This is a genomic window from Edaphobacter sp. 4G125 (assembly GCF_014274685.1).
In the GTDB taxonomy this organism is placed as follows: domain Bacteria; phylum Acidobacteriota; class Terriglobia; order Terriglobales; family Acidobacteriaceae; genus Edaphobacter.
The window spans coordinates 2406400-2432215 of record NZ_CP060393.1; the positions used below are offsets into that span (position 1 = coordinate 2406400).

Annotated in this window: 21 protein-coding genes and 1 tRNA gene; 6 read left to right on the plus strand and 16 right to left on the minus strand. The window is 53.7% G+C overall.

Annotated elements, in window-relative coordinates; translation table 11 throughout:
• Positions 1-116: 116 nt before the first annotated feature.
• Together H7846_RS10140 and H7846_RS10145 are read right to left on the minus strand one after the other, a co-directional pair.
• Positions 117-431 (minus strand): PspC domain-containing protein, encoded by a 315-nt coding sequence (locus H7846_RS10140; RefSeq protein ID WP_186691850.1) that lies wholly within the window; start codon positions 429-431, stop codon positions 117-119.
• Between the two features lie 119 nt (positions 432-550).
• Entirely contained in the window at positions 551-1789 is a 1239-nt protein-coding gene (locus H7846_RS10145; protein ID WP_255460538.1) for a tetratricopeptide repeat protein, read from the minus strand.
• A 198-nt stretch (positions 1790-1987) separates the two neighbouring features.
• Here H7846_RS10145 and H7846_RS10150 point away from each other — a divergent pair, with 198 nt between their 5' ends.
• Positions 1988-2329, plus strand: coding sequence for a hypothetical protein (locus H7846_RS10150; RefSeq protein WP_255460539.1), 342 nt, complete (start codon positions 1988-1990; stop codon positions 2327-2329).
• Here the strand turns inward: H7846_RS10150 and H7846_RS10155 are convergent.
• Positions 2326-2859, minus strand: a complete 534-nt coding sequence (locus H7846_RS10155) for a DUF1569 domain-containing protein (RefSeq protein ID WP_186691854.1) — start codon at positions 2857-2859, stop codon at positions 2326-2328. The two genes, H7846_RS10150 and H7846_RS10155, sit on opposite strands and share 4 nt — an antisense overlap.
• 25 nt (positions 2860-2884) lie before the next feature.
• Between H7846_RS10155 and H7846_RS10160 the strand changes: the two genes are divergently transcribed.
• The 3 genes from H7846_RS10160 to pnp all read left to right on the plus strand — a co-directional run bounded on the left by H7846_RS10160 (position 2885) and on the right by pnp (position 6277).
• Positions 2885-3121, plus strand: a complete 237-nt coding sequence (locus H7846_RS10160; RefSeq protein WP_186691856.1) for a hypothetical protein — start codon at positions 2885-2887, stop codon at positions 3119-3121.
• Positions 3122-3275: 154 nt separating this feature from the next.
• Positions 3276-3542, plus strand: coding sequence for a 30S ribosomal protein S15 (gene rpsO, locus H7846_RS10165; protein ID WP_026393045.1), 267 nt, complete (start codon positions 3276-3278; stop codon positions 3540-3542).
• A gap of 335 nt (positions 3543-3877) precedes the next feature.
• Complete coding sequence (pnp, locus tag H7846_RS10170) at positions 3878-6277, plus strand: polyribonucleotide nucleotidyltransferase (protein WP_186691858.1); 2400 nt, start codon at positions 3878-3880, stop codon at positions 6275-6277.
• Positions 6278-6381: 104 nt separating this feature from the next.
• On the opposite strand, the gene H7846_RS10175 is transcribed toward pnp, so the two are convergent.
• From H7846_RS10175 to H7846_RS10195, 5 genes are all read right to left on the minus strand, one after another.
• Entirely contained in the window at positions 6382-7824 is a 1443-nt protein-coding gene (locus H7846_RS10175) for an efflux transporter outer membrane subunit (protein ID WP_186691859.1), read from the minus strand.
• Positions 7821-9101, minus strand: a complete 1281-nt coding sequence (locus tag H7846_RS10180; protein ID WP_186691860.1) for an efflux RND transporter periplasmic adaptor subunit — start codon at positions 9099-9101, stop codon at positions 7821-7823. Before H7846_RS10180 ends, H7846_RS10175 begins: the two co-directional genes overlap by 4 nt.
• A gap of 33 nt (positions 9102-9134) precedes the next feature.
• Positions 9135-12320, minus strand: coding sequence for an efflux RND transporter permease subunit (locus H7846_RS10185; protein WP_186691861.1), 3186 nt, complete (start codon positions 12318-12320; stop codon positions 9135-9137).
• A gap of 132 nt (positions 12321-12452) precedes the next feature.
• Complete coding sequence (locus H7846_RS10190; protein WP_186691862.1) at positions 12453-13118, minus strand: TetR/AcrR family transcriptional regulator; 666 nt, start codon at positions 13116-13118, stop codon at positions 12453-12455.
• A gap of 65 nt (positions 13119-13183) precedes the next feature.
• A tRNA-Ser gene (locus tag H7846_RS10195) sits at positions 13184-13271 on the minus strand.
• 60 nt (positions 13272-13331) lie between these two features.
• On the opposite strand from H7846_RS10195, the gene H7846_RS10200 reads away from it, so the two are divergent.
• Positions 13332-14189 carry a tyrosine-type recombinase/integrase gene (locus H7846_RS10200; RefSeq protein WP_186691863.1) on the plus strand — a complete coding sequence of 286 codons (858 nt, stop codon included), beginning with the start codon at positions 13332-13334 and terminating at the stop codon, positions 14187-14189.
• Positions 14190-14716: 527 nt separating this feature from the next.
• On the opposite strand, the gene H7846_RS10205 is transcribed toward H7846_RS10200, so the two are convergent.
• The 3 genes from H7846_RS10205 to H7846_RS10215 form a co-directional block, all read right to left on the minus strand.
• Positions 14717-16504: a phage NrS-1 polymerase family protein gene (locus tag H7846_RS10205; protein WP_186691864.1), complete on the minus strand. Its 1788-nt coding sequence runs from the start codon at positions 16502-16504 to the stop codon at positions 14717-14719.
• Positions 16505-17067: 563 nt separating this feature from the next.
• Positions 17068-19503 (minus strand): coiled-coil domain-containing protein, encoded by a 2436-nt coding sequence (locus H7846_RS10210; protein ID WP_186691865.1) that lies wholly within the window; start codon positions 19501-19503, stop codon positions 17068-17070.
• Positions 19504-19606: 103 nt separating this feature from the next.
• On the minus strand, positions 19607-19903 hold the full coding sequence (locus H7846_RS10215) for a hypothetical protein (protein ID WP_186691866.1): 297 nt from the start codon (positions 19901-19903) through the stop codon (positions 19607-19609).
• A gap of 767 nt (positions 19904-20670) precedes the next feature.
• Here H7846_RS10215 and H7846_RS10220 point away from each other — a divergent pair.
• On the plus strand, positions 20671-21534 hold the full coding sequence (locus H7846_RS10220) for a hypothetical protein (RefSeq protein ID WP_186691868.1): 864 nt from the start codon (positions 20671-20673) through the stop codon (positions 21532-21534).
• Positions 21535-22292: 758 nt separating this feature from the next.
• On the opposite strand, the gene H7846_RS10225 is transcribed toward H7846_RS10220, so the two are convergent.
• The 5 genes from H7846_RS10225 to H7846_RS10245 all read right to left on the minus strand — a co-directional run bounded on the left by H7846_RS10225 (position 22293) and on the right by H7846_RS10245 (position 25601).
• Positions 22293-22829: a hypothetical protein gene (locus tag H7846_RS10225; protein WP_186691870.1), complete on the minus strand. Its 537-nt coding sequence runs from the start codon at positions 22827-22829 to the stop codon at positions 22293-22295.
• Positions 22823-23239: a hypothetical protein gene (locus H7846_RS10230; protein WP_186691872.1), complete on the minus strand. Its 417-nt coding sequence runs from the start codon at positions 23237-23239 to the stop codon at positions 22823-22825. The genes H7846_RS10225 and H7846_RS10230 overlap by 7 nt, the downstream gene beginning before the upstream one ends.
• Positions 23214-23597, minus strand: coding sequence for a hypothetical protein (locus tag H7846_RS10235; RefSeq protein WP_222597489.1), 384 nt, complete (start codon positions 23595-23597; stop codon positions 23214-23216). Before H7846_RS10235 ends, H7846_RS10230 begins: the two co-directional genes overlap by 26 nt.
• Positions 23598-24012: 415 nt before the next feature.
• The gene (locus tag H7846_RS10240) at positions 24013-24546 is read right to left on the minus strand and encodes a hypothetical protein (RefSeq protein WP_186691876.1); all 534 of its coding nucleotides are present in this window, start codon (positions 24544-24546) and stop codon (positions 24013-24015) included.
• A 608-nt stretch (positions 24547-25154) separates the two neighbouring features.
• On the minus strand, positions 25155-25601 hold the full coding sequence (locus tag H7846_RS10245; protein WP_186691877.1) for a hypothetical protein: 447 nt from the start codon (positions 25599-25601) through the stop codon (positions 25155-25157).
• Between the last annotated feature and the right edge of the window lie 215 nt (positions 25602-25816).

Below are 25816 nucleotides of genomic sequence, written 5' to 3' on the forward strand. Positions count from 1 at the left end.
GTTTTGCTGAGGCGGTAAACCACAGATCCTTCGACTACGGGACCCTTTGGGTCCCTTCGCTCAGGATGACACATTTCAAGATAGGACGTGAAGGATGCCTGGACTATGCGGGAACGCTAGACGGGATTCGAAGGGATCGCATAGGGCTCTTCGGGAATGATGATCCAGGCGACGAGATAGGCCAGGGCGCCGGCGCCGCTAAGACAGATGAGGGCCGCAATGATGCGAACGACGGTTACGTCCCATCCATAGCGAAGAGCGAAGGCGGCACACACCCCGGCGATCATTCGGTTATTTCGTGGGCGAACGAGACGATCAACGGCAAAGGGTGGAGGAACTGAAGAGGTGGCGCCTCCATTGATGGGGGCTCCGCAGGAGGAGCAGAAGCGGGAGGAGGGGTCCAACTTTGATCCGCAACGGGTACAGAACATAGGAGATTCTCCGAAGGCCTTCATTTTACATAACTGGTCTAAGCCAGCCGACTGTTTCCTGACGAAGATATACGGTGAGATGGCAGGAACAGTTCCGAGTAAGATCTTGCCGGAGAGAACTACTTTCCTACATATGGCGTTCTGAGGTATTTGCGGGCAGCATCGGCCTGGGACTGATCGCCTCCACCGGCTGAAGCCAGTTTGTATTGCTCAACGGCCTTGTCACGCTGGCGAAGCAGGTCAAACATCTGTCCGGCGTTGAGCTGCGCACGTCGCTTGAGCCAGTCGCTGCATTTCGGCTGGGAGGCGGCGTTAAGGTAGTTCTGCGCCGCGTCGGCAATCATATTTTGTCCGCGCTGAGTATCGGCCAGGCCGAAATACGTCATCTGAAGGCGAGCGTCGATGAAATAGCCAGGCTTGCGGGCATCGTCAAGGACCCGTTTGTAGACTGCGATGGCGGCCAGGCCCTCGCCCTTGTCCTTGGTGAGGTTGGCTTCTTCCAGCTGAAAGAGATAGTCGTGAGGGAATTCCTGGGCAAGTCCACGCTGGACGGTGAGAGCTTCGGCGTAGCGAGCATCATGGCGGAGGAACAGGGAGAGAGCTGTACGGCACTCAACACGGTTAACGACCCCCTGCGCGGCGCATTGGCGCAACAGGTCGAGACCTTTTTCCTTATTGCCGGTGACTCCCGTGATGCCAATCATGATGCGAAGAAAACGAGGCAGGGAAGCGACAGCAAACTGCTGGATGCCGACGGCCATCTTAGCGTCCGCGTAGTTTGGGTCGATGCGAAGAGCTTCCTCGCTGTCGGATCGGGAGGCAAATCCCTGACGAGCAGCCGCAACATAGCTGTGGTCGACGAGAGTGATGAATGCGGAGTGCATGCCGCGTGCATAGCCGCGAGCAAAATAGGCGTCCGCGTTATTAGGATTGGCCTTAATCTGCTGATCGCACATATCGATGACTGAATTGGTCAGTTGCTCGATGCGATCACGCGTTGCTTGGGGAACGGGAACGTCACGTTTTGAGCTCAGAAAGGAATTATGCGCGTAGTAGGTGGTGTCGAGGAGATCCTGATGGTAGAGCTCGCGAAAGACGAGTGTAAAGAGAATGTAGTTCGACGCCATGGGGTTCTGAGGGTTTGCCCGCTGGATGGCTTCGAAGCGAGAGAGTGCTCCATCGTAGTCGAGGTTATAGAACAGCACATGAGCTTCGCGGACCTCGGGGGTGAGGTTCAGGGGATTTGTATGGGCTGTGGCGGGCTGGGCAAAGAGGGATGGAAGAAGAAAGACAAGCAACAGAGGAAGGGCAGCCATGCGTCGCAGTATGGAGGGAGTGGCGGGGTGAGTATGCATCATGCGAGTTCTACAGAATGGTATAAAAGCCACTCCTGATGTTTTAGACGCCTCTGACCGTAGACTATAACCTCACTGACCGAAGATGGGTGGTCTACAAAGATTTTGTTGGGATTGAGGGCAGGTATGACACGGTTGGAATTGTTACGAGTTCTCGTGGGGCAGGCACACTCGAACGGGTTTCCATTTAAGAAATGGTACGTGTCTCGCCTGGGAGTGCCTTGGATCAGCTCGGATGCAGCCCTGGAGCTACTTTCGACCCAGAGGCGCTATTATGCGTTGCTGTTCTCCCATGAGTTTGCGCAGAACTTCTGGAAGGCAGGAGAGCTGATGACCTTCCAGGTGCCGACGCAGACATTTTCGCGCGCGATGCCCGACGGGAGTGTCCGCGTGGTAACGCGGAAGTCCTACACAAGACGCAGCGCAAGAGAAGATGTCTGGCGATATCACCTGGGGGAGATGGCTGTCGCGGAAGATCCTCTGCGGTACATTCGGCGATTCTTACGGGTCGCTGAAGACATGGATGAAGAGGTAGAGAGCTAGATGTGATATTCACGCCGGATGGAGAGGACCTGGCGGAGGTGGTGGCGCCCGTGAATCAGGTGGAAGCGTCGCCATTGCTGAATGGTCAGCGGCCCAAAGGCAAAGTGAGAAAAGCATGGGGTGGAGTGGAACTGTTGCTCGGCTCTGTCCAGAAGCAGGTCCAACGAGCTGAGATCCGCAGAGATTGCTGAACTGAGGGTGGCCCCATCGAATAGCGCGGTTGGGGATTCGGTCTGCGGGAGAGTGATGGAGGGTGCTTCGCGTCCACTAGGGAGATAGCCCAAGGTAATGACGACGAAGCGTGCCAATCGCTGGGATGGGGTTGCAGAGACGCGTGTGGGATACCCCTTGGCCAAGCGGTCTTCAAGAGAAGAAACGGTAGAGGAGTAGCTAAGCAGAAGATGCTCGACGATCTGATGGATATTCCAGCGGGAGGGATTCTCGCACGGATGCAACAAGGTCTGGGGCGCGTGGAGTCCGTGAAGCGCCTGGGAGCATTCGTCTCGCAGGGTATGGAGAAGGGGATTCACCAACAATCAAGGTACACTCAGAGACATGGTGGAAGGTATCCGGTTTCTTTGGCGCGCGACGCAAGGATACAGACTGCGGCCATGGCGAAGCCCCTATCTGAGGTGGCGTCTGGAGACGTACTCAGGAAAGAAGGCCGAGACTGTGCAGGTAAAGGACTTCTGGGCATTGGCCTGGGGCGAGCGTGGCCAGGCGTTGCGCTTTCTTCGCTGGGTGGGGGAGATGCGGAGATACGCAGAAGGAACATCTGAGCGGCAGCTTTGACTGCGGGTGCTTCCATGGGGCGGAGCCTGAACCTGAGAATGCACAGATTTTTATGCTACTTCGCGGGCTATCTCATTGCTCCTTAGAGGGAACATGCTATCCTAATCGAGACACGAAGAGTGGACTAGAGAAGAATCAGGAGTATACGAAAGCTGTGCTAGCACCTGCCAAAAAGACTGACATTATTGCGAAATTTCGCACCCACGATTCCGACACCGGAAGCCCTGAAGTTCAGATTGCGATTCTGAGCGAGCGTATCGGGGAGCTGACGGAGCACTTCAAGACACACAAGAAGGATCACGGATCGCGCCGCGGCCTGCTGATGCTGGTCAGCAAGCGTCGTCGTCTGCTGGATTACCTGAAGAAGTGCGATGCCGACCGCTACCGCGATGTGATCGGTAAGTTGGGGATCCGCAAGTAACCCGCATCTCCGGAGACATCATTTCAACCATGGAAGCATGCTCGGCCTGCTCTATTCCGGCAGCAGATTCCGCTGAGGGCTGCAAATGCCCCTATCGCTGGAGCCTCTGATGAAATCACTCGTGGCAAGCGGAATGATTGCCATGAAGGCTGGACGATACGAGCCGGCGGAAGCCGAATCATCCCATGAAGAAATCTACAGAGTGCAGCCTGCCTACGGTCTGAAGTTAGAACGGACCGCAGGTAGACTGCGCTCTTTTTCGTGTATGCGGAGCAGATATCCGTTATGACGCGAACGAACAAGTTCCAATACGACGAGAGAAGAGAGAAAACACTATGAAGCAAGATGTGACTGTAGAGCTTGCCGGTGGCAAGCAGATTAAATTTGAGACGGGGCGTATGGCCAAGCAGGCTTCCGGCGCCGCGCTGACATCGAGCGGCGATAACGTTATTCTGGCGACGGCAGTTGCTGCACCGGATCCAAAAGAAGGGATCGACTTCTTCCCGTTGACCGTTGAGTATCGCGAGTTCACCTACGCTGGCGGACGCATCCCCGGCGGCTTTATCAAGCGTGAGGGCCGACCGAGCGAGAAGGAGATCCTAACCAGCCGTCAGATCGATCGTCCGATCCGCCCTCTGTTCCCGGAAGCCTTCCGTAACGAGACGCAGGTGGTTGCGTTTGTTTACTCCGCGGACAAGGAGAATGATCCAGATGTTCTCGGTATCAATGGTGCAAGCTGCGCGCTGGCATTGAGTGATATTCCATTCCACGGCCCGGTTGGCGCGGTACGCATCGGTATTGTCGATGACCAGTTCATTGTGAATCCAACTTATGCGGAGCGCGAGAAGAGCAAGCTGAACATTATGGTTGTCGGCACAAAAGACGGCATTGTGATGATCGAGTCCGGCGCACGCGAGATTACGGAAGAGCGCGTGGTCGATGCGATTGAGTTTGCCCATGGTGAGATCAAGAAGATCTGCACCGCAATTGAGGACCTGGTTGCACGTGCAGGCAAGACGAAGCGCCTAGTAACGGCCGTTGAGACGGACAACGAATACATGAGTGCTCTGAAGTCGAAGATCGGCGCGAAGCTAGCTGACGCACTCGACACAAAGAAGCACCCGAAGTTCGAGAGTTATGCGAAGGTCAAAGAGATTAAAGACGAGCTGAAGAGGGAGCTCCCGGAGGGCGATGCCGAAGCGGCCAAGAAGCTGAGCAAGTATTACGAGCTGCTGCGCGAGAACATATTCCGCGAGCAGGTGCTGAACGACCGCATCCGTCCCGACCACCGCGCGTTCGATGAGATTCGTGCGATCGCTATCGAAGTCGGCGTACTTCCACGTGTCCATGGTTCGGCGCTGTTTACCCGCGGCGAGACGCAAGCGCTGGTTTCAGCCACGCTCGGCGTGGCCGATGACGCACAACGTATTGAGACATACGAGGGTGAGCAGAAGCGTCGGTTCATGCTGCACTACAATTTCCCGCCGTTTTCGGTGGGTGAGGTTGGCAGGATGAGCGGCGTAGGACGCCGCGAAATCGGTCACGGCGCGCTGGCATCAAGGGCGATTGAAGCTGTGCTTCCGCCCGAGGACGAGTCGCCATACACGTTACGCGTTGTCTCGGACATTCTGGAGTCGAACGGCTCATCGTCGATGGCGACGGTGTGCGGCGCTTCACTGTCGCTAATGCAAGCAGGAATTGCTCTGAAGGGCGCAGTTGCCGGAGTGGCGATGGGGCTGGTGAAGGAGGGCGACAAGTACGCCATCCTGACCGACATCGCGGGCGCTGAGGACCACTACGGCGATATGGACTTCAAGGTGGCTGGTACGCGCAATGGCATTACCGCGCTACAGATGGACATCAAGATCATGGGGATTACGCCACAGATCATGCGCGAGGCGCTGGAGCAGGCTCGTCGTGGTCGCTTGTTCCTGTTGGACGAAATGGATGCTGTGATCGCAAGTGCGAAAGAGGAGAAGTCCAAGTTCGCTCCGCGTATCCACACAATGCAGATTCCCACGGATAAGATCCGCGATCTAATTGGGCCTGGTGGGAAGGTCATCCGTGGAATTGTCGATGCCACGGGAGTGAAGATCGATGTGGACGACTCCGGCAGAGTCAATGTTGCCTCCAGTGATGCTGATGGTTTGGAGCGCGCAATTCAGATGATTACCGATCTGACAGCAGTTCCAGAGGTCGGCAAGACCTATCTCGGCAAGGTCGTCCGGCTGGCAGAGTTCGGCGCCTTCGTCGAGATTTTCCCCGGAACCGACGGACTGCTTCATGTCTCGGAGATTGCAGAGCATCGCGTCAAGGAAGTGAAGGACGAGTTGCGCGAAGGCGATCAGATTCTGGTGAAGGTCCTGGCCATCGAAGGCAACCGCATCAAACTCTCTCGCAAGGCCGTGCTCCGGGAGCAACGCGCTAAGCTGGGCCTGCCTGATCCTGCTCCGCAGGGTGGTGGCGACCACGAGGGACGTGGCCGCAGCCAGCAGCCAGCAACCACGGAGCCCGAAGGCCTCGATGATGAGGACGATGATTTCGACGGCGCCGAGGAGGAGGGGGAAGGCGAAGGAGAGCCCAACTTCAATCGCGCTGAGGGATCTCCTCAGGGAGCACCTCGTCAGGGAGGTGGACAAGGTCCATCAGGCCAGCGTCGTGGCGGTAACCGCAGGCGTCGTGGACGTCGTGGTGGTTCGGGTGGTGGCAGCTCCAATCAGGGCGGAAACCACTAAACAATCCGTATTAAATCAATCAGGCCACACATCGCTGTGTGGCCTGATTTTTTTGTGCTGTCATGTATCCGAAGACAAGATAGAGAGAACTACGATCTCGCTGATCAGTTCTGTGGGAGCAAGCTGGTATTCCACCCGCCTCCAAGAGCAATCTGAAGCCTGGCACTAGATACGATCCGTTCTGTAACTAATGCAGCGGCTGCACGCTCATTAGTTAGCTCGATCGTCTGGTTGGTCAGGACTTCGAGATAGGGAACAAGACCTCGTTTGTAGCGCAGAGTAGATAGTTCTGTACTCCTTTTTGCGGCCTGGACCGCACGATCCTGAACAGTCGCTTCGTCTTCGAGAACGCGAAGAGCAGAGAGTTGGTCTTCAACGTCACGAAAAGCAGACAGCACCTGATCACGATAGAGAGCAGTCACCTGCTCTCGCTGTGCGATGGCCTGATCCACTTGGGCTTTTCGTCGGCCAGCATCGAATAGGAGCTCGTTGGCGGTGGGGCCAGCATTCCAGCCGGTGCTTCCCGTATTAAAGAGCTGATCGATCTGGCTGCTTTCTACGCTCCCACTTGCTCCCAGAATAATCGTGGGGAAATATGCCGATTTTGCGACACCAATGAGTGCATTCGCAGAAGCGACACGCTTTTCTGCGGCGGCAATGTCCGGTCTCCGTTGAAGAACTTCCGAAGGGATTCCGGTGGGGATACTTGGAGGTTCACCGCTTAGAGGCTTTTCAGCAATATGGAAGCCTGTGGCCGGAACTCCAACAAGAACGGCGATAGCATGCTCCAGTTGAGCACGGCCCACACCCAAGTCAATCAGCTGAGCCCGGGTCTGTTCCAGTTGCGCTGTAGCTTGCTCGACGTCGCTCTCGGTGCTGAGACCACCACGAAAGCGGTCCTGAGTTAGCTTGAGCGCTTGCGAATACGCGTCAAGAGTGTTGCGCAGCAACTGTGCCTGAAGATCGACGCCACGCAGCTGAAGGAAGCTGACGGCGAGCATCCCCTGCAAACTTAGCTTTGTGTTTGCCAGGTCTGCGGCCGATGCCTGCGCTGAAGCAGAGCTGGATTCGATTTGCCTGCGGACCCGTCCCCACAGATCCGGCTCCCATGAGATGTTCAACGGGATAAGAAAGTCCCAATAGCTCTGGGCTGCATTGGACGGACGCAACGGTCGCGTAGCCGAGATGCGATTCCGGTTTGCAGAGGCTCCGATGGAGACCGTGGGATAGAGCGACGACCTATTCTGTCGCACGAGATCATGTGCCTGTTCGTAGGCATGGAGCGCGGCAGCTATGCTTTGATTTGCATTGGCGCATCGCTGCTCCAGATCATTCAACTCAGCGTCACCATAAATTGTCCACCATGCTCCGCGGTCTGTTTCGTCGGCAGGCTTGGCCGAAGCCCAGTTGCCGTTGTGTCCGTCTTCACTATAAGCAGGCGGTGCAGGGACAGCGGGCGCTTTGTAGTTCGGCCCTACCCGGCATCCAGACAGAAGAAACACTGCCCCCGTGAAGGCGGCCGCTTTAAAGATTGCGGCTGACTTCATCGGTGAGCCTCCGTTGGAGGATTCGACTCATGCTGCTCCGGCGTAACCACACGCACTTCTTGGTTTTCAGTGAGGGAATCGGGCGGATTGGATATTACAGCCTGCCCAGGTTCAAGACCACTCAGGATCTCCATTGTCGAACCAAAATCGCGCCCGGAAGTGACACTCAGGATGTGCGCTCGATTGTTGCTATCGACCGTGGCGACATGGAGCCCGTCTGCTTTGAGGATGACAGCGCCTACCGAAACGATGAGGGCTGGCGCGGCTCGCGAGACATTGAGATGCACCTGGGTGTAACTTCCAGGCAGCAGCTCTCCGGAGCGGTTTTCTACATCAATTTCAGCCAGAAGTGTTCTGGTCACGGGGTCGACCGCATTGGCTGTACGCACCAACTTTCCTTTGAAAGTACGGCCAGGATATTGTGGCAACGTGAGGCTGGCCGTTACGCCTTTCTTCGCATCCGGAGCGTATATCTGCGGTACATTGACGAAGACTCTCAAAGTATCGATGGCCGAGATATCGAAGATTTCTCGACTGCTTCGGATTGTTCCTGCGCCTGCTGTCGTTGTACTTCCGTCTGCGCTGATGAGTTGTCCGATATCGAGATTGCGTGCTGTGATGACTCCATCAAAAGGAGCGACAACGCGTTCGAACGAAACCAATTCTTCCAACCTACGAACGTTCGCTGAGGCGGAGGCGACCTCTGAATTCCGTGCCTGCAAAAGGCTGACGGCATTGTCGGTATCCTGCTGACTCACAGCATTGCTTCCTACAAGATCTTTGTAGCGATCTGCAGTCACCTTTGCGAGGTTTGCATTTTGAATTGCCGTGGCCAGATCTGCCTTTGCAGAGGCGAGTTGCTGATCCAATTCTGGCGTCTCAATTACGGCAAGCAACTCTCCCTTGCGTACACGCGAGCCAATGTCGTGGTACCAAGCCTTCACATAGCCCGTCGTTCTTGCATAGATCGGTGCCAGGGTATAGGCCTGCATGTTGCCAGGGAGCACAATCTCTGTGGCGTTCTGTTGCAGCTTGGGTGTCTCCAGGGCTACTGGAGGCGCAGAGCTTGCAGCGGTGTATTTCTCAAGCTCAGTACTGGCATGTTTGCGACGAAGAATGCCAAAGACACCTAACACGACTGCTATCAGTAGAACGATTACAACGACGATCAGAAGAGACCCGCGAGAAACAGGAGGAGGCTCATGCTTCAGCGCATTTGGCTTATGTGCATCTGGAATCGAGTGCGCGTTCGTTCCTTGTTGTGTTTCACCGCTCATCGAGTCTCTCCCTCTATGTTCGTGCCCAAGGTGTCATAAATAAGCTTCATTGGCGTCGTCCTCCTGCCGAGTGAGCGGCGGATCATTGCGATGCATGAAGGCAAAAAATGTTGGTACAAAAGTTAGCGTTCCAAAGGTTGCCAGTAATAAGCCGCCAATCACAGCGCGGCCCAGGGGAGCGTTCTGCTCTCCGCCGTCTCCCAGTCCCAGCGCCATTGGAACCATGCCAATAATCATGGCGAGTGCCGTCATAATGACCGGACGGAATCGGGTGAAGCCTGCGGCCAGAGCCGCCTCGGTAGAGTTCATCCCTTCTTCCATCTGTTCCTTGGCAAAGCTGACCACAAGAATGGAGTTGGCTGTTGCTACGCCGACGCACATGATGGATCCGGTTAGAGCCGGAACGCTGATATGAGTTCCGGTCAAAAAGAGCATCCACACAATGCCTGCAAGCGCTCCGGGCAGAGCAACGATGATGATGAAAGGATCAAGCCAGCTTTGGAAGTTGACCACGATCAGGGCATACACCAGAACGATGGAAAAGAGCAGTCCACCGATGAGACCGACGAACGAAGTGCGCATCGTTTCAATCTGGCCACGAACGTAGACCTCTGTGCCACGGGGAAGCTTTGACTTACTGTCCTCAACGATCTTGTCGAGCTTACGAGCTACGGTTGCCAGATCTGTTCCGTCAACCGCGCCGTAGATGTCGATCACAGGACGGGCGTTATAGTGGCTGACTGTGCCTTGCTCCACGCCCCGTTCAATCGAAGCCAGGTTACCCAGAATCTGCGGAGGGGTACTTCCTGTGGAGGTAATCGGGAAGTTCTGAAGCTCCTGCAGGTTCTTTACGTCGTATTGTGGAGTCTGTACGACGATGTTGTAGCTGACATTATTTTGCGGATTGAGGAAGAAACCTGGCGACGTCTGAAAGCTGCCACTCAGCGCAACCAGAAGATTACCTGCGACATCCCGCTGGCTATAGCCCACCTGCTGGGCTCGTGTGCGATCGACATTGACTTCCCACTTTGGCAGGTTGAATGGTTGTTGAATACGCAGATCCGTAGTTCCCGCGATATGGCTGATCTGTTCCATCATTCCCTCAGCCAGTTCACGGTTCTTCTCCAGCTCTTGCCCCACAAACTGAATGTCGATCTGTGCAGGCAGACCAAAGTTCAGGATCTGGCTGACCATGTCTGTCGGCAGATAGTAGAACTGCGTTCCCGGGAATTGCGTGGTGAGCTTATCTCGTAACAGGCGCATATACTCAGCGGTTGGCCGATGCCCTTCGTTGAGAGATACGAGGATATCCGCGTCTCCCGTACCTACCGGAGCAGAGTTGGAATAGGAAAGATTGATACCGGAGTAGGGAAGACCAACATTGTCGATGATGGTTCCTAGTTCGGCAGCAGGAATCTCTTTACGGATGACCGCTTCAATGCGATCGCAAAGTGCGGCGGTATCTTCGATTCGGGTTCCTGTATGCGCTCGCACATGCAACTTGAATTGGCCACCATCAACAGAAGGGAAGAAGTCCTGCCCCAACCATGGATAAAGAAGTCCGATGGACAAAACCCAGAAAGCCACAATGGCCAACAAGAACACGGTTCTGTGGTGCAAACAGAGATTCAAAACTCCGTAGTACCAATTGCGTAGCTTTTCAAAGTAGTGCTCAAAGAGGAGTTGGAAACGAACAAAAGGGTTCCGGCTCTTCCGGGCTCTTTCTGCGCTGTCGTGCTCATGGCCTTTTAACAGGTACTTCGCCATCGTGGGCACGATGGTTCGAGAGAGAAAGTAAGAGGCCAGCATGGCGAAGACTACGGCTTCCGCCAGAGGAACAAAGAGATACCGCGCGACTCCTCCCAGAAAGAACATGGGAACGAAGACGATACAGATGGAGAGCGTAGAGACAAAGGCTGGGACAGCAATCTGAGCGGCACCATCCAGAATGGCCTGCTCGACTTCTTTGCCCTCTTCAAGGTTGCGGTTAATATTTTCGATCTCAACCGTCGCATCATCCACCAGAATTCCCACGGCAAGCGCAAGGCCACCGAGAGTCATGATGTTGATTGTTTCGCCCAGTGCCGAGAGCATAAGAAGCGAACAAAGGACCGAAAGAGGAATCGAGATTGCGATGATAACGGTCGAGCGCCAACTTCCAAGGAAGACCAGGATCATTGCAGCAGTCAGACAGGCTGCAATCAGAGCTTCTCGAACGACTCCACTGATTGCGGCCCGAACAAAAACAGATTGGTCGGCGATGGGGCGCATCTGCAACGCAGGTGGAAGCTGAGCCGCGATCAAGGGTAGCTGCGCCCGCACCTTGGAGATAATATCGAGCGTCGAAGCATTACCGACCTTCAGCAGCGTCAACAACGAAGCGCGTTGGCCATCTACACGAACGATATTGGTCTGGGGCGGGAAGCCATCGCGGACGTTTCCAATGTCGTGGACATAAATCGTCGCACCGTTGACGGTTTTGATGGGCAGATTATTCAGTGCTTCAATCGTGGTGGGTGCACTGTTGGTTTCGACTTGATACTCATAATCTCCTATTTTCGCAACGCCAGAAGGCAGAATAATATTCTGCGCATTGATGGCATTCACGACATCCGAAGCCGAAAGACCAAACGCTTGTAGTTTCTGGGTGTCGATATCCACCATGACCTGGCGCTGCTTTCCGCCATAAGGCCATGGCATAGCAGCACCTTGTACGGTTGCCAGCTGAGTTCGAATGAAATTCGTACCAAAGTCGTTGAGCTGTTGTTCATTCAGGCCCTTACCAGAGAGTCCCAGTTGCAAAATCGGGACGCTGGATGCGCTGTACTGAATGATCAGTGGAGGAGTGGTTCCCTGCGGATATTGACGGATTGCCGTCTGGGCAACAGCGGTAACCTGTGCGACGGCCTGAGAGATATTGACCCGCGGCTGAAAGTAGATTTTGATGACGGACACGCCATTCAGCGTTTGCGACTCGGTGTGTTCAATGTCGTTGACCGTCGTTGTCAGATTTCGCTCGAACGGAAGTACGATGCGATAACTCAGCTGCTCAGGAGATAGGCCGGCATAACCCCAGACCACAGAGACGACCGGAATATTGATATTCGGAAAGATGTCGACAGGCGTTCGAAGTACCGCGAGAGGACCCACAATAAAAAGAAGCAGCGACATTACAACAAAGGTGTATGGTCTTCTGAGCGCAAGTCGGACAATCCACATTGGAACTCCAGTTGAAAAAACTTCCAGGAGCTGACACGGTGATCAGCATAAGGATGCGCACCTCAGAGAGGCAGAACGTTTAGCAGTGAATACTAGACAAACAGTTTAGTATTTTTGACGTTTCAAATTGCGTCAAAGATTCATGGTTGTGCGCTTACCGCCTACAACATTTCGATTTTCGATCTGCGATAAGTCTATATGTTGGAGTCCTTTGAATACCGCTCTCACCATCGTTGCAGCTTCTTCATTGCTTAAAGAGCCGTGTCCCACAAGCAGCCGGAAGATCATCGGACCATAAATCAGATCGAGAACAATCTCAGAATCGACCTCTCCGCGTACCTCGCCTCGTTGGACCCCCCGCTCCCACATGATTCGTGCGGCGTCTCGCCGGGCATAGAGAAACCGCTCCCGAAATTGCTTCAGAAACTCCGGGTCGCTCTGTCCTTCTGCAATGAATTGACTGAAAATCTTTCCCAGGGGAGAAAGATAAAACGCAATAACCAACTGCATCTGCAGAATAAAATCCTGTTCGGCCGAGCCCGTATCCGGAGGAACTCCTACCCGCTCGGTCATGACTCCGAGAAATGCGTCGAGCGCAACCAGACTCTTATTCGGCCACCATTTGTAGATTGTGGCTTTGCTGACCCCTGCTTTTGCAGCAATTGCATCCGCACTGACCTTGCGGAGCGGTTTACGTTGCAACAGGTACAGAGTCGCCTTCAAAATCGCCGATTCTGCCTCGACGCTACGATGCCGTCCACGTCCTTTGGGTTGAACTGCTGCGCTATGGGGAGACATGCCTTGGCCCCGCTCCTAAAGAAAAGCCTCAACTTCGCTATGCAATTTGTAGGGAAAGAAGAGGATGGCGGAGAGACAGGGATTCGAACCCTGGATACCTTGCGGTATACACGCTTTCCAAGCGTGCGCCTTCAGCCACTCGGCCATCTCTCCACATATCAATAGTTTACATGAGATTGCTCCCAGCGAATACACACGTTAAGGAGAACTCACATGAATCGCACTGAACTATTTATACGAGAACGACGCTATCTTCTCAATGTCTCCGAACATACCGTCCGGTGGTACACCTGCGCTCTAAAATGGCTTCCCTCTGAATCACCCGCACAAGACGAACTAAAAGATGTCGTAATGGCAATGCGGCAAAAGGGTCTGAAAGAGAGCGGATGCAATGCCGCAATCAGAGCCATCAACGCATATCTCCACTGGAGCAGCGGCACAGAGCGGAAGTGTGGGGCCGGATGCTGTCATCCACGAATACAACCACTCAAAGAGCCACAGATTGTTTTACCGACGTTCTCGGAAGAGCAAGTCAAACGACTGATCGCCTGGAAGCCGAAAGCCCGAGACTTCTACGAGCGCCGTTTACATCTTCTGATTTTGACGCTGTTCGACCTTGGCTCGCGCATCAGCGAGGCTCTGGGGTTGCGGGTCTCTGATATCAATCTTGACGACCTTCTCGCCACATTGAACGGGAAGGGAAGAAAGCAGCGAATTGTCCCGTTCTCTTTTGTGCTTCGGCGGGCGCTGCACAGATTTATCCACGACTTCGGGCTCAAAGCGGGCAATTTAATCTTTGGGAACAGGGAAGGTGTGCAGATGAGCCGTGTTGTCGCTCTTCGTCAGGTCAAGGCACTTTGCAAGCGTCTTGGCTTTGAAGCTCCGTGCCGGACTCTTCACAGCTTCCGGCATCTGTTCGCTGTGAATTACCTTCGGCGCGGTGGCAGTCTCTTCCATTTACAGAAGACTCTTGGCCATACCTCGCTGGAGATGTGCAGGAGGTACGCCAACCTCGTGACGACGGATCTCCAGGCTGTACACGAGCGTGTGACCCTTCTAAGGGCTTTCTAAAACCCCAAGTAGGGGTATAGCCAAGGGTGTTTAGCGGTGCCTGTACGGGCCGCTAAACGCGATTAATGGTAGTCTCTCGCAACTATGAACACTCACTATTGCGGAAACTGCGGACGACAATTTGGCTTCGAGGGAATCCCTAGCCCTTGCCATGCCGGGCCATTGCACCCTTTGGATGTCACAGTGGACATTTTGGGGCTTAGGTCACTTAAAGTTAACGACTTATCAATTAGATTCTTGTCAAAGTGTCGACTTTTCAATAATTGCTTGTGTGTGTAAATTTAGCTGCGGCGGAGGGCTATTACGAGATCGTCCCCAAGATTTGACCCGCCCCTCCCCCCACAAGCTCACGAGATCGCATGATGATGACAGTCCTTATATACACACTGTCATCATCAATATATTGAGAGTAGAAGTGTTTGCTTTGTCCTCGTGGAATTAATAACTTAGCTCCCCAAAAATCGGTTCTGTCGTTGACAGTGACGGAGCATAATTTCACCCTGTCCCTGTCAACGACAGACACCGTTTTATGCTGCCGTCAAACCGCTTTGAAGTTCAGACGCCGATAGATAGTAATTACCGTCTGTTCGCACGACACTTCCCCTAGCAACTGCCCAGTCCCGCCAACGGTAGTAGGTTTTCTCCGCCCCTAATGCCCGTGTATACCGAATAGGTGTGCCGTCTCCGAAGATAGACCTAATCTGAGCGTGCATCTTCAGCAGCGCAGGAGACCCAACATCCGAGTTTGTCCCGCTGTCTTCTGGTTCTTCCACCTGCGTGAACCGCCCGTCCACCCAGTCAAAAAACATCTTTTCTGGTGAGCTGTTGCGAGGCATCACCCAGCAAACGCGGGGCGATTTGAGATCCTTCTCATCGTGGTAGCTCAACGCGACGATTGTTTCTGTCTTGCGTGCCAAAGCCGCACTTCCGAATAGAACGTCTCGTCCGTGATAGCGATCCGGCCCTTTCTGTTTCGGTGCACCCACAGAACCAAGTACGGCGACGTTGTATTTCTGTGCCACGGCGATGATGCTGCTTAGAACTGCCTGGACAACCGCCGCCTTGTTCATATCGGGAATCCATAGGTCAAGACCCTCGATGAACCAAGCTTCAGCCCCTGGATGTTCTTCGATGGCCGCCTGTAAGACCTCACCGATGTCCGCCGACTTCTGAGAGAGGCTGAGAGGCACCAGTCGAGTTGCCGATTCCTCGGTCAAGCCAAGCGCCTTGATGGTTCTCCGCGTCGCCTTCTTCGATCTGTCGTGAAGAACGACCCTGTACTCCCGTGGCTTCGTCTTGTGGCCAAAAACCTCCTCGCCGCGTCGGATCTTTTCAAGCATCGGCATGACGAAGCTGGTTTTGCCTACACCTGACGAGCCTCCGATGAGTGAGACTTCACCCTTCGGAAACCAGCCCTCCGCACCGTCATTAGGTTCGACAAGAAACTCCGTCTCGCCATCTTCATCCATCGTGTCCGACTGCTCGAATACGACAACCGATTCTTTGGCAACAGCAAGCACCGCCCGTGTAATCGTGCTGCCTCGGTAGTAGTCGCGCTCCCACTTTTCGCGGTATAGTCCAGATTCCCGAAACGCTTCGTCAATTTTGAACGCATCACACCTGTGTTTCTTTGCCAGAATGACGCACAGAGCGAAGTCCGCTTTACTGTGGTCGTTATCGTAGTCGCTAGTGTCACCGGCCATGAGCTTTTGAAAGCGATCCTCTTCGCTCAATGAAATGGATACGGTCAGGCCGGTCTTCTTGAGCTTTGCTGCCTTTACACGATTGTATAGCTCGTTCAATTCGTCCGCACGGTCTAGCAAGTTCGCAGGAGTCTTTCCGACGTGACGCCCCGTAAATGTGAGATATCGCGCCGAGTCGTATAGCTCGATAGCCTTGCAACCCGGAACCGGTTCTTTCGCGCCGGTACGTCCGCGAAGATCACCCAACACCAGAATGTGTACGCCGTCGCCAGAGGGACTGAACTCTGTATAAGAGTCCAGTCCGATGACATAATCACGAGATTCTGGTGTGAATAGTTTGGCCTCACGGTCGTAACATTTATCTATGTCCACGCCGGAAACGCGGATACCGTCAACCTCACCAAGCACTATGCCGACGCCGTCGAATTTATGCCTGTGAGCGGATACTTCCTCGTGTATCTGCCACGACGCGGGGTTAGTTGAGTCAGCCCGTTTTCCATTCGCCTGATAGGGAACTTTGGTTTCTTTGCCGTCGCGCGTCTCAAGCCGCCATAGAACCCAACGACGCTGCTTCTTGAGGTCTTCAATCGTGAGGCTATTGAGATTACTCATGGCTCGCCGCCGTCCGCTTTGTCCGCCGAGCAGTGCGTTCTAAGCGCTCCAAATCTCTGACAGCTTCTAAATCACGGGCAGCCGTCCGATCCTCACCAGGTGCGAGGAACACCGCACCGACCGACAATCCATAGTTGTTAAACAAGAGAAATTCCGAACAGGTTTCCCCCTGTAATGACCCGCGAATCAGAGGGTTAATGTGAACTACATCCTCCCACGGACCTAGTCCATTTATGGCTTGCTTGCGAATACTCGTTTTATGAGTTACCCAAGCAACGACGGGGCACTCCAAGACTTCTGCTTTGCCCTTACCACCGTCGCCGTTTCTAGTTGCGATCAGAACCCGCCATCCTTGGCCGGGTATCGTTTGGAAAATCTTGTGGTCACCGTTGAGCTGAATCATAGTGTGGAATAATTCCATTTCCTTTCAGGTAGTGTTGGGGTTATGAGAGGCGTCCCTGAGAGGCAGCCCCACGTTAGAGAAAAGGTCTTCTGTATGTGGCAAACAATAGATCGATCCGATTAGCGTTTATTCCCTCAATGCTTCGCTCAGAGGAGCGGGTTCATTTATTCATCCTTCTGACTTGCTGGTTGAAATGCTTCGTCAGTGTCGCCGTGTGAGTCTTTAGTGTTCGTTCAATACCCGCGCTGTCGAGTGCCTGGAGGTTATAAACCGGGCGCACGTGAACTTGAACTGTTTGGCCACCGTTTTCAAAGCCGCCATTCCGGGCAACGTTGCGTAAACCGTCCATGACACCACCGGGGACGATACCCTCACCGGGGGTCAACATGGCGGGGACTATGTCACCACGTCCTACCCCCGGCACCATATCCGTGCCCTGATTGAAAGCCATCACAGCCGCGAAAGCAGAAGCGCCGAGAATTGGAGGCATAACAAGGTTTGCAGGAAAAGGAAACTTGGTCCCGGCAAGAAACATCTGACGAGCAGCGGCTGCTGCCTCATGTGGCTTTGTCATGTCCATCGCCATGATCGACATCAGAGAGTTCTGAATCATCCCGCCTGCAACTTGGCTCGCTATGCTATTCATCACCGAGGCAAACGACTGTTGCCCTAAGAGAACGCTTGCAGTGCTTCGAGCGATGCCTTGTTCGAATTGCCTATAAGAATTCAGGACGCGATTGTTCCGCGCCATCGTCGCTTGGTTTTGGATAGCTGTCTTTTCGTTCTCGTGCTCTTTGATGAGCTGCAATTCTTTGTTTTGTAACGCCTGTAATTTGTTCTGATAGTCCTTGCCTGTCGTGTCCAACGCCTCAATCTGTGATCTCAACGCCTGTTGCTTGAGCTGAAATTCCTTCTCGGCCATCGCCAGCGATTCCGCAACGCGCTGCTGGTCCGTCATTCTCCGGGCAGAATCGAGCACGGCCATTTGTTGCCGCTCCGCCGCGACGGAAAGCTCTCCCATCTTCAGGGCGTTGTCGGCGGCTTCACGGCCTGCATCCGCCTTGAGCTTGGCCTCTTCGGAGGTCTTCTGCCGGACGGTGTCTACCCGCTGCGTCAACAGTTGCCGGTAGTAGTCCGTTTCTTGAAGGTTTTTGGCTTGTGCGGCTTTGATAGCCGCGTCGATAGCTGCCAACCTCTCGGCGGAACCTTGGTCTGTAGCGTTGATCTTCTCCCGCTCGATTTGTTGAGCGCTGGCGAGGTCACGTTGGTTTTGCTCGATGTCCGCCCGTGCCCGGAGAGCTGCGACGGCTGCGGTATGTTGTGCCTCGATGTTGAGCTGTTGGTTTCGGAGTGCCTTGAGCTGATTCGTGTAATCCTTCCCGGATTTATCAAGCGCGGCAATCTCAGCGGCGTTGGCCTGGAGTTTGATGTCCATGTCCCGCTGCGAAAAAGCGAGATCACTGTCGAGGCGTTGGGCGACGCTGGCCTGTTGGATTACGAGCCGAGCATCCGCGAAGCTCTTATCTGCTGCGAGCTGTGCCTGTGCGATAGCGAGCTGACTCTGTGCAGCATTACGGGCCGCTTCAGATGCTCGGGCGCTTGCTTCGTTGCCGGTTTGTTTCTTGGCGTTGTCGGAGTCGAGCTTCTTTATCTCGGCAATCTTGGCCTGTGCGGTTATCTGTCCGTTGAGTGCTTGCACGAGAACTTCTTGCGCCCGCATCTCTTTCTCGGTGTCACCCACCCCGGCAGCCTTCAACGTCGCAAGAGCTTTGTACTGTGAGACGTAATCCACCGATGGCCCCATCAGACCGCCGCCTTGTCTGCTGTTCTTTAGCGCGGTCTGGGCATCGAGGATTTTTTGTGCGCTGTCGCGGGTTCCTGCGAGTAAATCCGATGCTTCTTTGTCTTTACCCTGAGATAACAATGAGTCGTACTTCGTTTTGAATTGCTCGATAGCGTGAACCGCCCCGGCTGAGCCAATCCCAAGCGTGTACCAATGGCCTTCCAACATCTTGAAGACGGGGTCTGCGGCCTTCGCGATGCTCTCGAACTCTTTGACGAGATCCTGCATCGAAGTGTGGTCGATAAGTTCGAGTTGTTTGTGCAACGCGCCGAGATGGCTATTTCGCAGTTCATCGGCACGAATGCCCGATTGCAGAAGCCTTTGGTCCAGAGTGTTGAAAGACTCCTGAACATCCGTCCCGAACTTTGTTGTCGCGTTGCCGAGCTTTTCTTGCTCTTCCCGCCATTCACGGATTTTGTTAGCGACTTCAACGGCAACGGCTGTAACAGCAGCTATGCCCGCGATGGTCACAGCAAAGGGTAAGGCCGCCATCACAATGGCCGTGTGCTGGAACTCACGGACGAGGTCAGCGATAGCCATCGCATGAGCACCCCGGATGGTGTTGTCAACAAGACCGATGGCCGAACGGACATTGAGGCCCGCCGCTGCAACACCTTCGCCGCCCTCGCGGGCTGAATTGCGTATGTCGCTGAACGCACTACGGGCTGACCTTGCGGCCTCTCCCATGCCAGAGACGAAAGTCGCCGTCTTGGTTTGGAGGTCTACAGAAAGAACCCATACCGGAGGAGCCATTATTTACCACCTTTCGGGGTTTGAGGGGTGATGGTGAGAAAGACCCCGCCCTATCCCGAGTCGGTAGGACAAGGGGACAGGGAATAGGGCAGGGGATCGTGTTTTATGTGTTGGCTGGTTGAGCCTCGATGTAGCGGCGATGGGCCATCCCAATAGCGAACGCAACATCTTCAGCGAGTGATTTGGGCATCTCGATTACAGGAGCACCGTCGAGGATTCCGGCTATGGCCAAACACTCAAGGCCACGAGCTGTGACATCGGCCTGGACTTCGGGAGTCATAGGAATTGCCATGACTTCGAGGTCGGAGCCATCCCCGTCCCGCGCCATCACCGCAACGGGATGCCGTCCCCGCTCAATAATGGCCTGGACTTTAGCGAAGTCGAAGATGCCGATTAGCATTGCCCCTCCGCTCCCGTATCGTGTATCGCCCTATGCATGGCCGCGCTCCCGAGCCATGCTGTTGTTCCAGCGCCTATCGGATGCAGCTCGGCGAAGGTCTTCGGGTCTGCAACGTGCTTCGAAGTATTCCGAGAGGGTAGCGACCGATGCTCTTGACGGCGGCGGGATCTTGCAAGATACAAGAAGCTGTCCCTTGGCTGGCTTTGGCGTGGGGAGCAGGTGAAAAGCGTGATAACTGCGTATGGCCTTCAGAGAGAGGTGTGGCTTCTGTCCGCGACGGATGGCGCGGAGTGAAAGTGCAGCGAGGGCTTCTGAGATACAGGCGGGGTGATCTAACATAGGGTCTCCTTTGGGGGTAGGGGACCGCTCGACTCACCTTGATATGATGAAGGGAGCCGAACGAATCCATTCGCGTGGGTTGGTCTTTGGCTTAGGCGTCGTTTGGGCCAGAATCCCTTGCGACGCCATTCTTTTCTGTTGGCTCAATTCAAGCCGTTTCTAAATACCTCCAGCCGAAACTAATTGTCGAGCTGTTTAGTGCTCGCTAACCAAATGCAGTGAACCCTGTGCCGCCAACGGCCCGGACCTCACTCACCGTCATGGGTGGACCACCCTACTTCAAACGAACAATATTGCCGATCTTTAGATGATGCATTTCTTTCCCCTTCATCTACAATTGCGAGGGTATTATTGCCCTATCTTATTGTCAACCGTAAAATTAAAAATAAACGGATATTTTTATTTATTCGTTAGAGCGGATAATAGCAATGGAAGTCACAATTCTCTATCAAGGCGAAGTTAGCGAACTCGGTTATCAGTGGACGACTCGCGAAAAAGATAAGGAGCCGCAGTTGGCGGCCCTTGTTGAAGAAGGGTGCATGCTTAGACGTGCCGATGTTCAACCGGGCAGCTTCTTGACCTTCGCGGACACCGAGCCGACTAGAGATGGAATACTGCGATTTGCCACTGAGTATGGCCACCAGCTCATTGATTTCGACTCTGTTGAAAGTCGTGTTAAGAATGGGCAGCAGGGAGTTTGGGGATACGGTTCGAAGCTTCGGACATGGCAACAGGCTATTGCGGATGTACGCGAGGCGGTCAATCTTTGGCAGAACGTCAGAGCTAGAGATGTCGAAAAGCTGAAAGAGGTTATCAAGTGGCAAGAAAACAAGGACCGAAGCAAATACGTTATCTATGAAGGAAAGAATCGATGGAGCGTTGTGGCGCACTCTGCTTCGCTCATGAGCGGTGTCGAATATTCGGGGTTCCGGGAAGGTGAGATTTTATTACCGGCGCGATATGCACTCCAGCGCCTCATAAATGATCGACTTGAAACTCTGAATATTGCTCCTCACCTGACTATGGTTCGGAATGGTCAAACTGAACTCGGGCAACGTGTCTTATTTCAGCCCTCGAATCTACTGGCCGCAATGTGGCTCCGATTTGCCGAGGTTGTCGCAGGCGATTGGGACATGAGAAAGTGTGCTACTACTGGTTGCGGAAGATACTTCCCTATAACACCGGGAGCGCCAGGAGCGCGCCGGGCGGACTCAATAACATGTAGCGATAGGTGTAGGCAGCGGCTCAAACAGGAAAGCGATCAACGGCGAGCGGGGAAGGCAACAAAATAAAACACAATGAACAAACGCCGCTATCGCAGCATTCGGATACCACGCCACGTCTATGAGCGGGTGAGGCGACGATATCAGGTCCAATAGTCGCCGCAACTCCTGGTGATGGCCACGGACGCTGCAAGGCGCACCTCGAAGAGACAGCCGTGCTGCCATCATCCGAAGTGGAAAACAAAAATCATCACGAAAAAGAAGGCGATCAGATACGCCAGCACCCAGTCGAACCTGCGCCTGCCGCATCGCCAGCGACATCGAGCCCAATTCCAACTCAACCTTGGCTTTACATAAAGTTGACCTGGAATTCCTGCCGTTACTTGAGGCAACACCCTTACCAAATAGAACCGACAATTTTTCGACGCAAGAGGGTGAGTTCAATCGGATCCTCGTCTGACGACTTCTCAGTTACTTTTTCGATACCAGGGCGGGAGTCAAGTAAGAATTTGTAACGACACAGCAAGTTTCTACCCTCGATTCGAACAACGATACCTCCCGCATTTCTCCACAAAGTTACGGAACAGATTGAGTCCCAAGGGACATATTTGATCTCTGTAAGACGGCGATATCTCAAAACCGTCCTTGTCCAAGCTCGCCAAGTATGGATGCTTGTTCTCATCTACGCCCAAAATACCGGCGATGCTGAACTGGTTTGCTATTTGCGAAGCGCATTGAAGGATTTTGATAGCACGACTGGAGTTATTTGGGGCAATACCAAATGCACTAGCGTTGAACCTCGTCATACAAATATTCATGGTTTTCCGCTATTGCTTCATCTTTTCCAAGAACGTGAGCGGCCTAACGAATAGGATTACTTGCCCGGGCCGTGGCGAGGCTGTGACTTTGCCGCATGTGTTTGCCGACGCATATCCGTGGTCAAGAACTTCCTTTGTGCTGAAGTTCTTGAGGGCTAGCCAAGAGCGGTTTCCGCCTGCTCCGCACAACACGTAGGGAGCATTGATTCGGAAGGACGCATCGTATTTCACAACGGGATGCTTCTCGACGATAGTGCCGTGGCCCGTCGAGATGGAGATGTTCTCCTCGTTCGGATTCAGCGTGAGTTGTAGTCGAGCAACGCCGTGGTCGTCCGTGGGTATCGCGATTGCTTCCTTGCGCTCTCCGCCAACCCAGACATTCACGTAGGCGGAAGTTCCAACCATAGGGCGTCCGTTTCTACCGTCCACCAACTTGATTTCGAGCGTTTGAGCCGCAAGTGACATCACAGACATGGCCAGCAAAACTGTTACAAGCAGGTTGAGCCTTCTAAAGCAGAAGGATACTTGACGGTTCCCGATCAGCATTTGGGGTATCCTCCCACCTGCGTCATGTTCAGAAGCCAGTGGGCGAAAGCACCAATCGGATTGTATGGAAAGCCGGAATCGATGTGGAACGTCCCCTGGTTAGGTCCAAATTGTAGCGTCTGTGGGCTGTCTAGCTCGTCGCCGCCCACAACATGAAGGGTCGGCCCAAAGCCGATGGCGTATGTCCACCAGTGAACCGGGTAGTAGCCCGTGGATACGCCAGCCGTTGAGCCGTTGATGTTCAGATTCAACGTACCTTGACCTGGACCCGCTCCCGTCGAGAAATTGAAAGTGTTTGTGACATTCGCATTTGTATAGTTCGTCCCAAACTGATTATTGGTAGCGTTCAGAATTGTCTGCTGACAAGCTGTTAGCTGATTTCCGTTATTTGGGGCTACTGCTGTTTTCAAAGAACTTTTCGGCAATATAAATACACCCATAGGCCATCAGAAATCCCGGTATGACAAAGGCCATCGCGCCGATTCCGGTTAGATATTGATTCGACCATGGCATGAGGAATACAAGTGGCAGTTGTAATGCCGACCCTATACATAGAGCGATCCAGAACCACCACTTTCCTTTGAGTTCCCAGCGAGTCTTGGCGGCAACCATCAGCGCAACAGTGCAGGCACCGATTCCCCAAGCCGCATTACTGCTCGTATGCTGCTTCGCTATCGAAGAAATAATCACGGCGACCAAGAAAATCAGCACCATGAACGAAAAAGGATAGAGGTCTTTCTTCTCTTGATTCTTCTCTTGGCTAGCCACCGATTCCCGCCTTACACGCCTGATATTTGTCGAGAGCGTACACATATCCACTTCGATCAAGCTCTCTCCGCCACCTTCTCGACAAGCTTGAAACATCCGAAATAGATGCCGAAATCCAGCAACCCAAAAGGAACGAAAGCTGGGCCGCCGATTGTGGTGTAAACGTTTGGCCACGGAACGTACAGAACCAGCAGTACATGTAGGACAACCAGAACAGCGGCTGTCATCCAGAACCAGAGAAACCTTCGCTTTTCCCAGAAGATCTGAACAGTGATAACGAGCGCTGTTGCGAAGAACCACGCCGCTAGCGCCCTGCCTGGAGAATTACGTAAGAAAAACCAAATCGGGGCTGTACAGACAGGCGGAAGAAGCGCCGACAGTTTCGATGAGACACTCTCAATTTCACTAGGCATGATCAGTGCCCCGCCAAGCATGCTTGGTACAAACTCGACGCGTTTATCAAGTCAGCACCCAATGCAAAAGCACTGAGACCTCTGCCAAACCGTGTCAGCGTCGTTGCGGTCGCTTTCCATCCCACTTCGGCAGCTCCTGCTGTTATCGCCGAGACTTGAGCGCCAGTAGCGTTTTCCAGAGTGTAGGAGACGCTACCGTTGTAAGCGCTGTAGGCGGCTGATGCTAAGCCGACAGTCACCTGAGCTATGACTATGCCTTCACCAGCACCAGAGGCAAAGCTAAGAGCAGTTCCAGCGACATCAAGGCCGATTCCAACTCCGACCTTGATTTTGCATTGTGTCGCCCTAGGATTTTGCGTTGGGTTATTTGTGCCGTTATTTGGGGCATAGACAGTAGTTGCAGACCCGATGGTTTCAGCGACTCCAGACAGCCATGCTCCTGCCGTCGCGGCAGCCGCTTCACTAAACCCCAAAAGGGTTGCACCCGTTTCACTATAAACGCCTATATAAGGAGCAGTAGCCTTTAGACTGGCCATCAATTTGTTTCCAGTTCCTTTTAGGTTCCCAATTGCTGTCGCAGTCGCATGTACTGCGGCTTGCGTAGCCCTGGCAAATTGATCGCATCCCCTCTTAGGAGATGGTCCGAGCATCCCAATGCCGGGGACAAAGACATATACGTTATTTGCAGCAAGTCCAAATGCACTAACGTCGAACGTCGTCGTACATCTATCCATTTCCGTCGTACCGTCATAGAAGTGCTGTCATCTTTCAGTGGTCTTCGGTTCTCCCATGAACTTTCCGATTATCGAGAGAACCCAAAGCATTATGAATAAATCGGCTATGCCGATTGGGATTATCGCTAAGGCTGGAACCCACTTGGTCGTCCACGGAACGAACAAGATCAACGGGACATGAAGAGCTGCAAAAACGATCATCGTGACCCAAAACCACACATGCCGTTTCAGCCTCCACCTCATTGTGATTGCGATAACCACCATCGCTGCCGAGATCATGGTCGGACGAGCGAGAGCCAACTGTCCGAAATGATCGAATAAGATCAGCACTGCTAGGGCACCCAGAATTACACAGAGTACCCCCCACCACGGCAGGCGCATCTTTCTATCGTCTGCGGTAATTACTTTGTCTAAGGATGACATCCGGCCACCGCCTTATAGGTTCCGTACAAATCTTCAGCTACCGAAATGCCGGAAATAACTTGCCCAACAACCGGCGCAGCCTTTAGAAGACCCGCCCCAATCGCCGTCGCTCCGGTAAGCGTCTGAGCACCACTAAGCGAAAAGGCTCCTTCTGATCCTGAAATATCGGAACCCGCATTCGCAGTAGAGATCAGTGCTGTCCCAAATTGGACTCGCTCAAGAATCTTGTTTCCGTTAGAAACAGCAGCGGCTCCATGCCAAAGACTAAACGCGGAAGCGACAGCGCCACCTTCAGGAAGCAGCCCTACCGCATCAAGAGCAGTACTGGCAGCACCTTTGGCGAGTGCGCTTTGGATGCAGGGATTCTTGTACCAGGGAGTGTTATTTGGGGCGATAAATTCCGCCCGAAATGAGCAGCTTTCTTTCACATACATAACAATCTCAAAGTTTGTGCTCGACCATTGCGGCTGTAAACATCACGACGTAGAGAATGATCAAAATGATCCAAAAATCATACTTCTGCCACAGTGCCAAACGTGGCGTAGATCGTCCCCGCATCATCATTAACGTCCAGCCCCGCGTCATAAGCCAAGTCAATACTGCCAAGCAAGGAGGAGCGAACAGGAGAAGCCAGATAATTGAATGCATG

Excerpts from the sequence above, each read along its gene's own strand:
- H7846_RS10140 (WP_186691850.1), bottom strand. The coding sequence starts at position 431 with ATGTTCTGTACCCGTTGCGGATCAAAGTTGGACCCCTCCTCCCGCTTC.
- H7846_RS10145 (WP_255460538.1), bottom strand. The coding sequence starts at position 1,789 with ATGATGCATACTCACCCCGCCACTCCCTCCATACTGCGACGCATGGCT.
- H7846_RS10160 (WP_186691856.1), top strand. The coding sequence starts at position 2,885 with ATGGTGGAAGGTATCCGGTTTCTTTGGCGCGCGACGCAAGGATACAGA.
- pnp (WP_186691858.1), top strand. The coding sequence starts at position 3,878 with ATGAAGCAAGATGTGACTGTAGAGCTTGCCGGTGGCAAGCAGATTAAA.
- H7846_RS10175 (WP_186691859.1), bottom strand. The coding sequence starts at position 7,824 with ATGAAGTCAGCCGCAATCTTTAAAGCGGCCGCCTTCACGGGGGCAGTG.
- H7846_RS10180 (WP_186691860.1), bottom strand. The coding sequence starts at position 9,101 with ATGAGCGGTGAAACACAACAAGGAACGAACGCGCACTCGATTCCAGAT.
- H7846_RS10185 (WP_186691861.1), bottom strand. The coding sequence starts at position 12,320 with ATGTGGATTGTCCGACTTGCGCTCAGAAGACCATACACCTTTGTTGTA.
- H7846_RS10190 (WP_186691862.1), bottom strand. The coding sequence starts at position 13,118 with ATGTCTCCCCATAGCGCAGCAGTTCAACCCAAAGGACGTGGACGGCAT.
- H7846_RS10200 (WP_186691863.1), top strand. The coding sequence starts at position 13,332 with ATGAATCGCACTGAACTATTTATACGAGAACGACGCTATCTTCTCAAT.
- H7846_RS10205 (WP_186691864.1), bottom strand. The coding sequence starts at position 16,504 with ATGAGTAATCTCAATAGCCTCACGATTGAAGACCTCAAGAAGCAGCGT.
- H7846_RS10210 (WP_186691865.1), bottom strand. The coding sequence starts at position 19,503 with ATGGCTCCTCCGGTATGGGTTCTTTCTGTAGACCTCCAAACCAAGACG.
- H7846_RS10215 (WP_186691866.1), bottom strand. The coding sequence starts at position 19,903 with ATGCTAATCGGCATCTTCGACTTCGCTAAAGTCCAGGCCATTATTGAG.
- H7846_RS10220 (WP_186691868.1), top strand. The coding sequence starts at position 20,671 with ATGGAAGTCACAATTCTCTATCAAGGCGAAGTTAGCGAACTCGGTTAT.
- H7846_RS10225 (WP_186691870.1), bottom strand. The coding sequence starts at position 22,829 with ATGCTGATCGGGAACCGTCAAGTATCCTTCTGCTTTAGAAGGCTCAAC.
- H7846_RS10240 (WP_186691876.1), bottom strand. The coding sequence starts at position 24,546 with ATGGCCAGTCTAAAGGCTACTGCTCCTTATATAGGCGTTTATAGTGAA.
- H7846_RS10245 (WP_186691877.1), bottom strand. The coding sequence starts at position 25,601 with ATGTATGTGAAAGAAAGCTGCTCATTTCGGGCGGAATTTATCGCCCCA.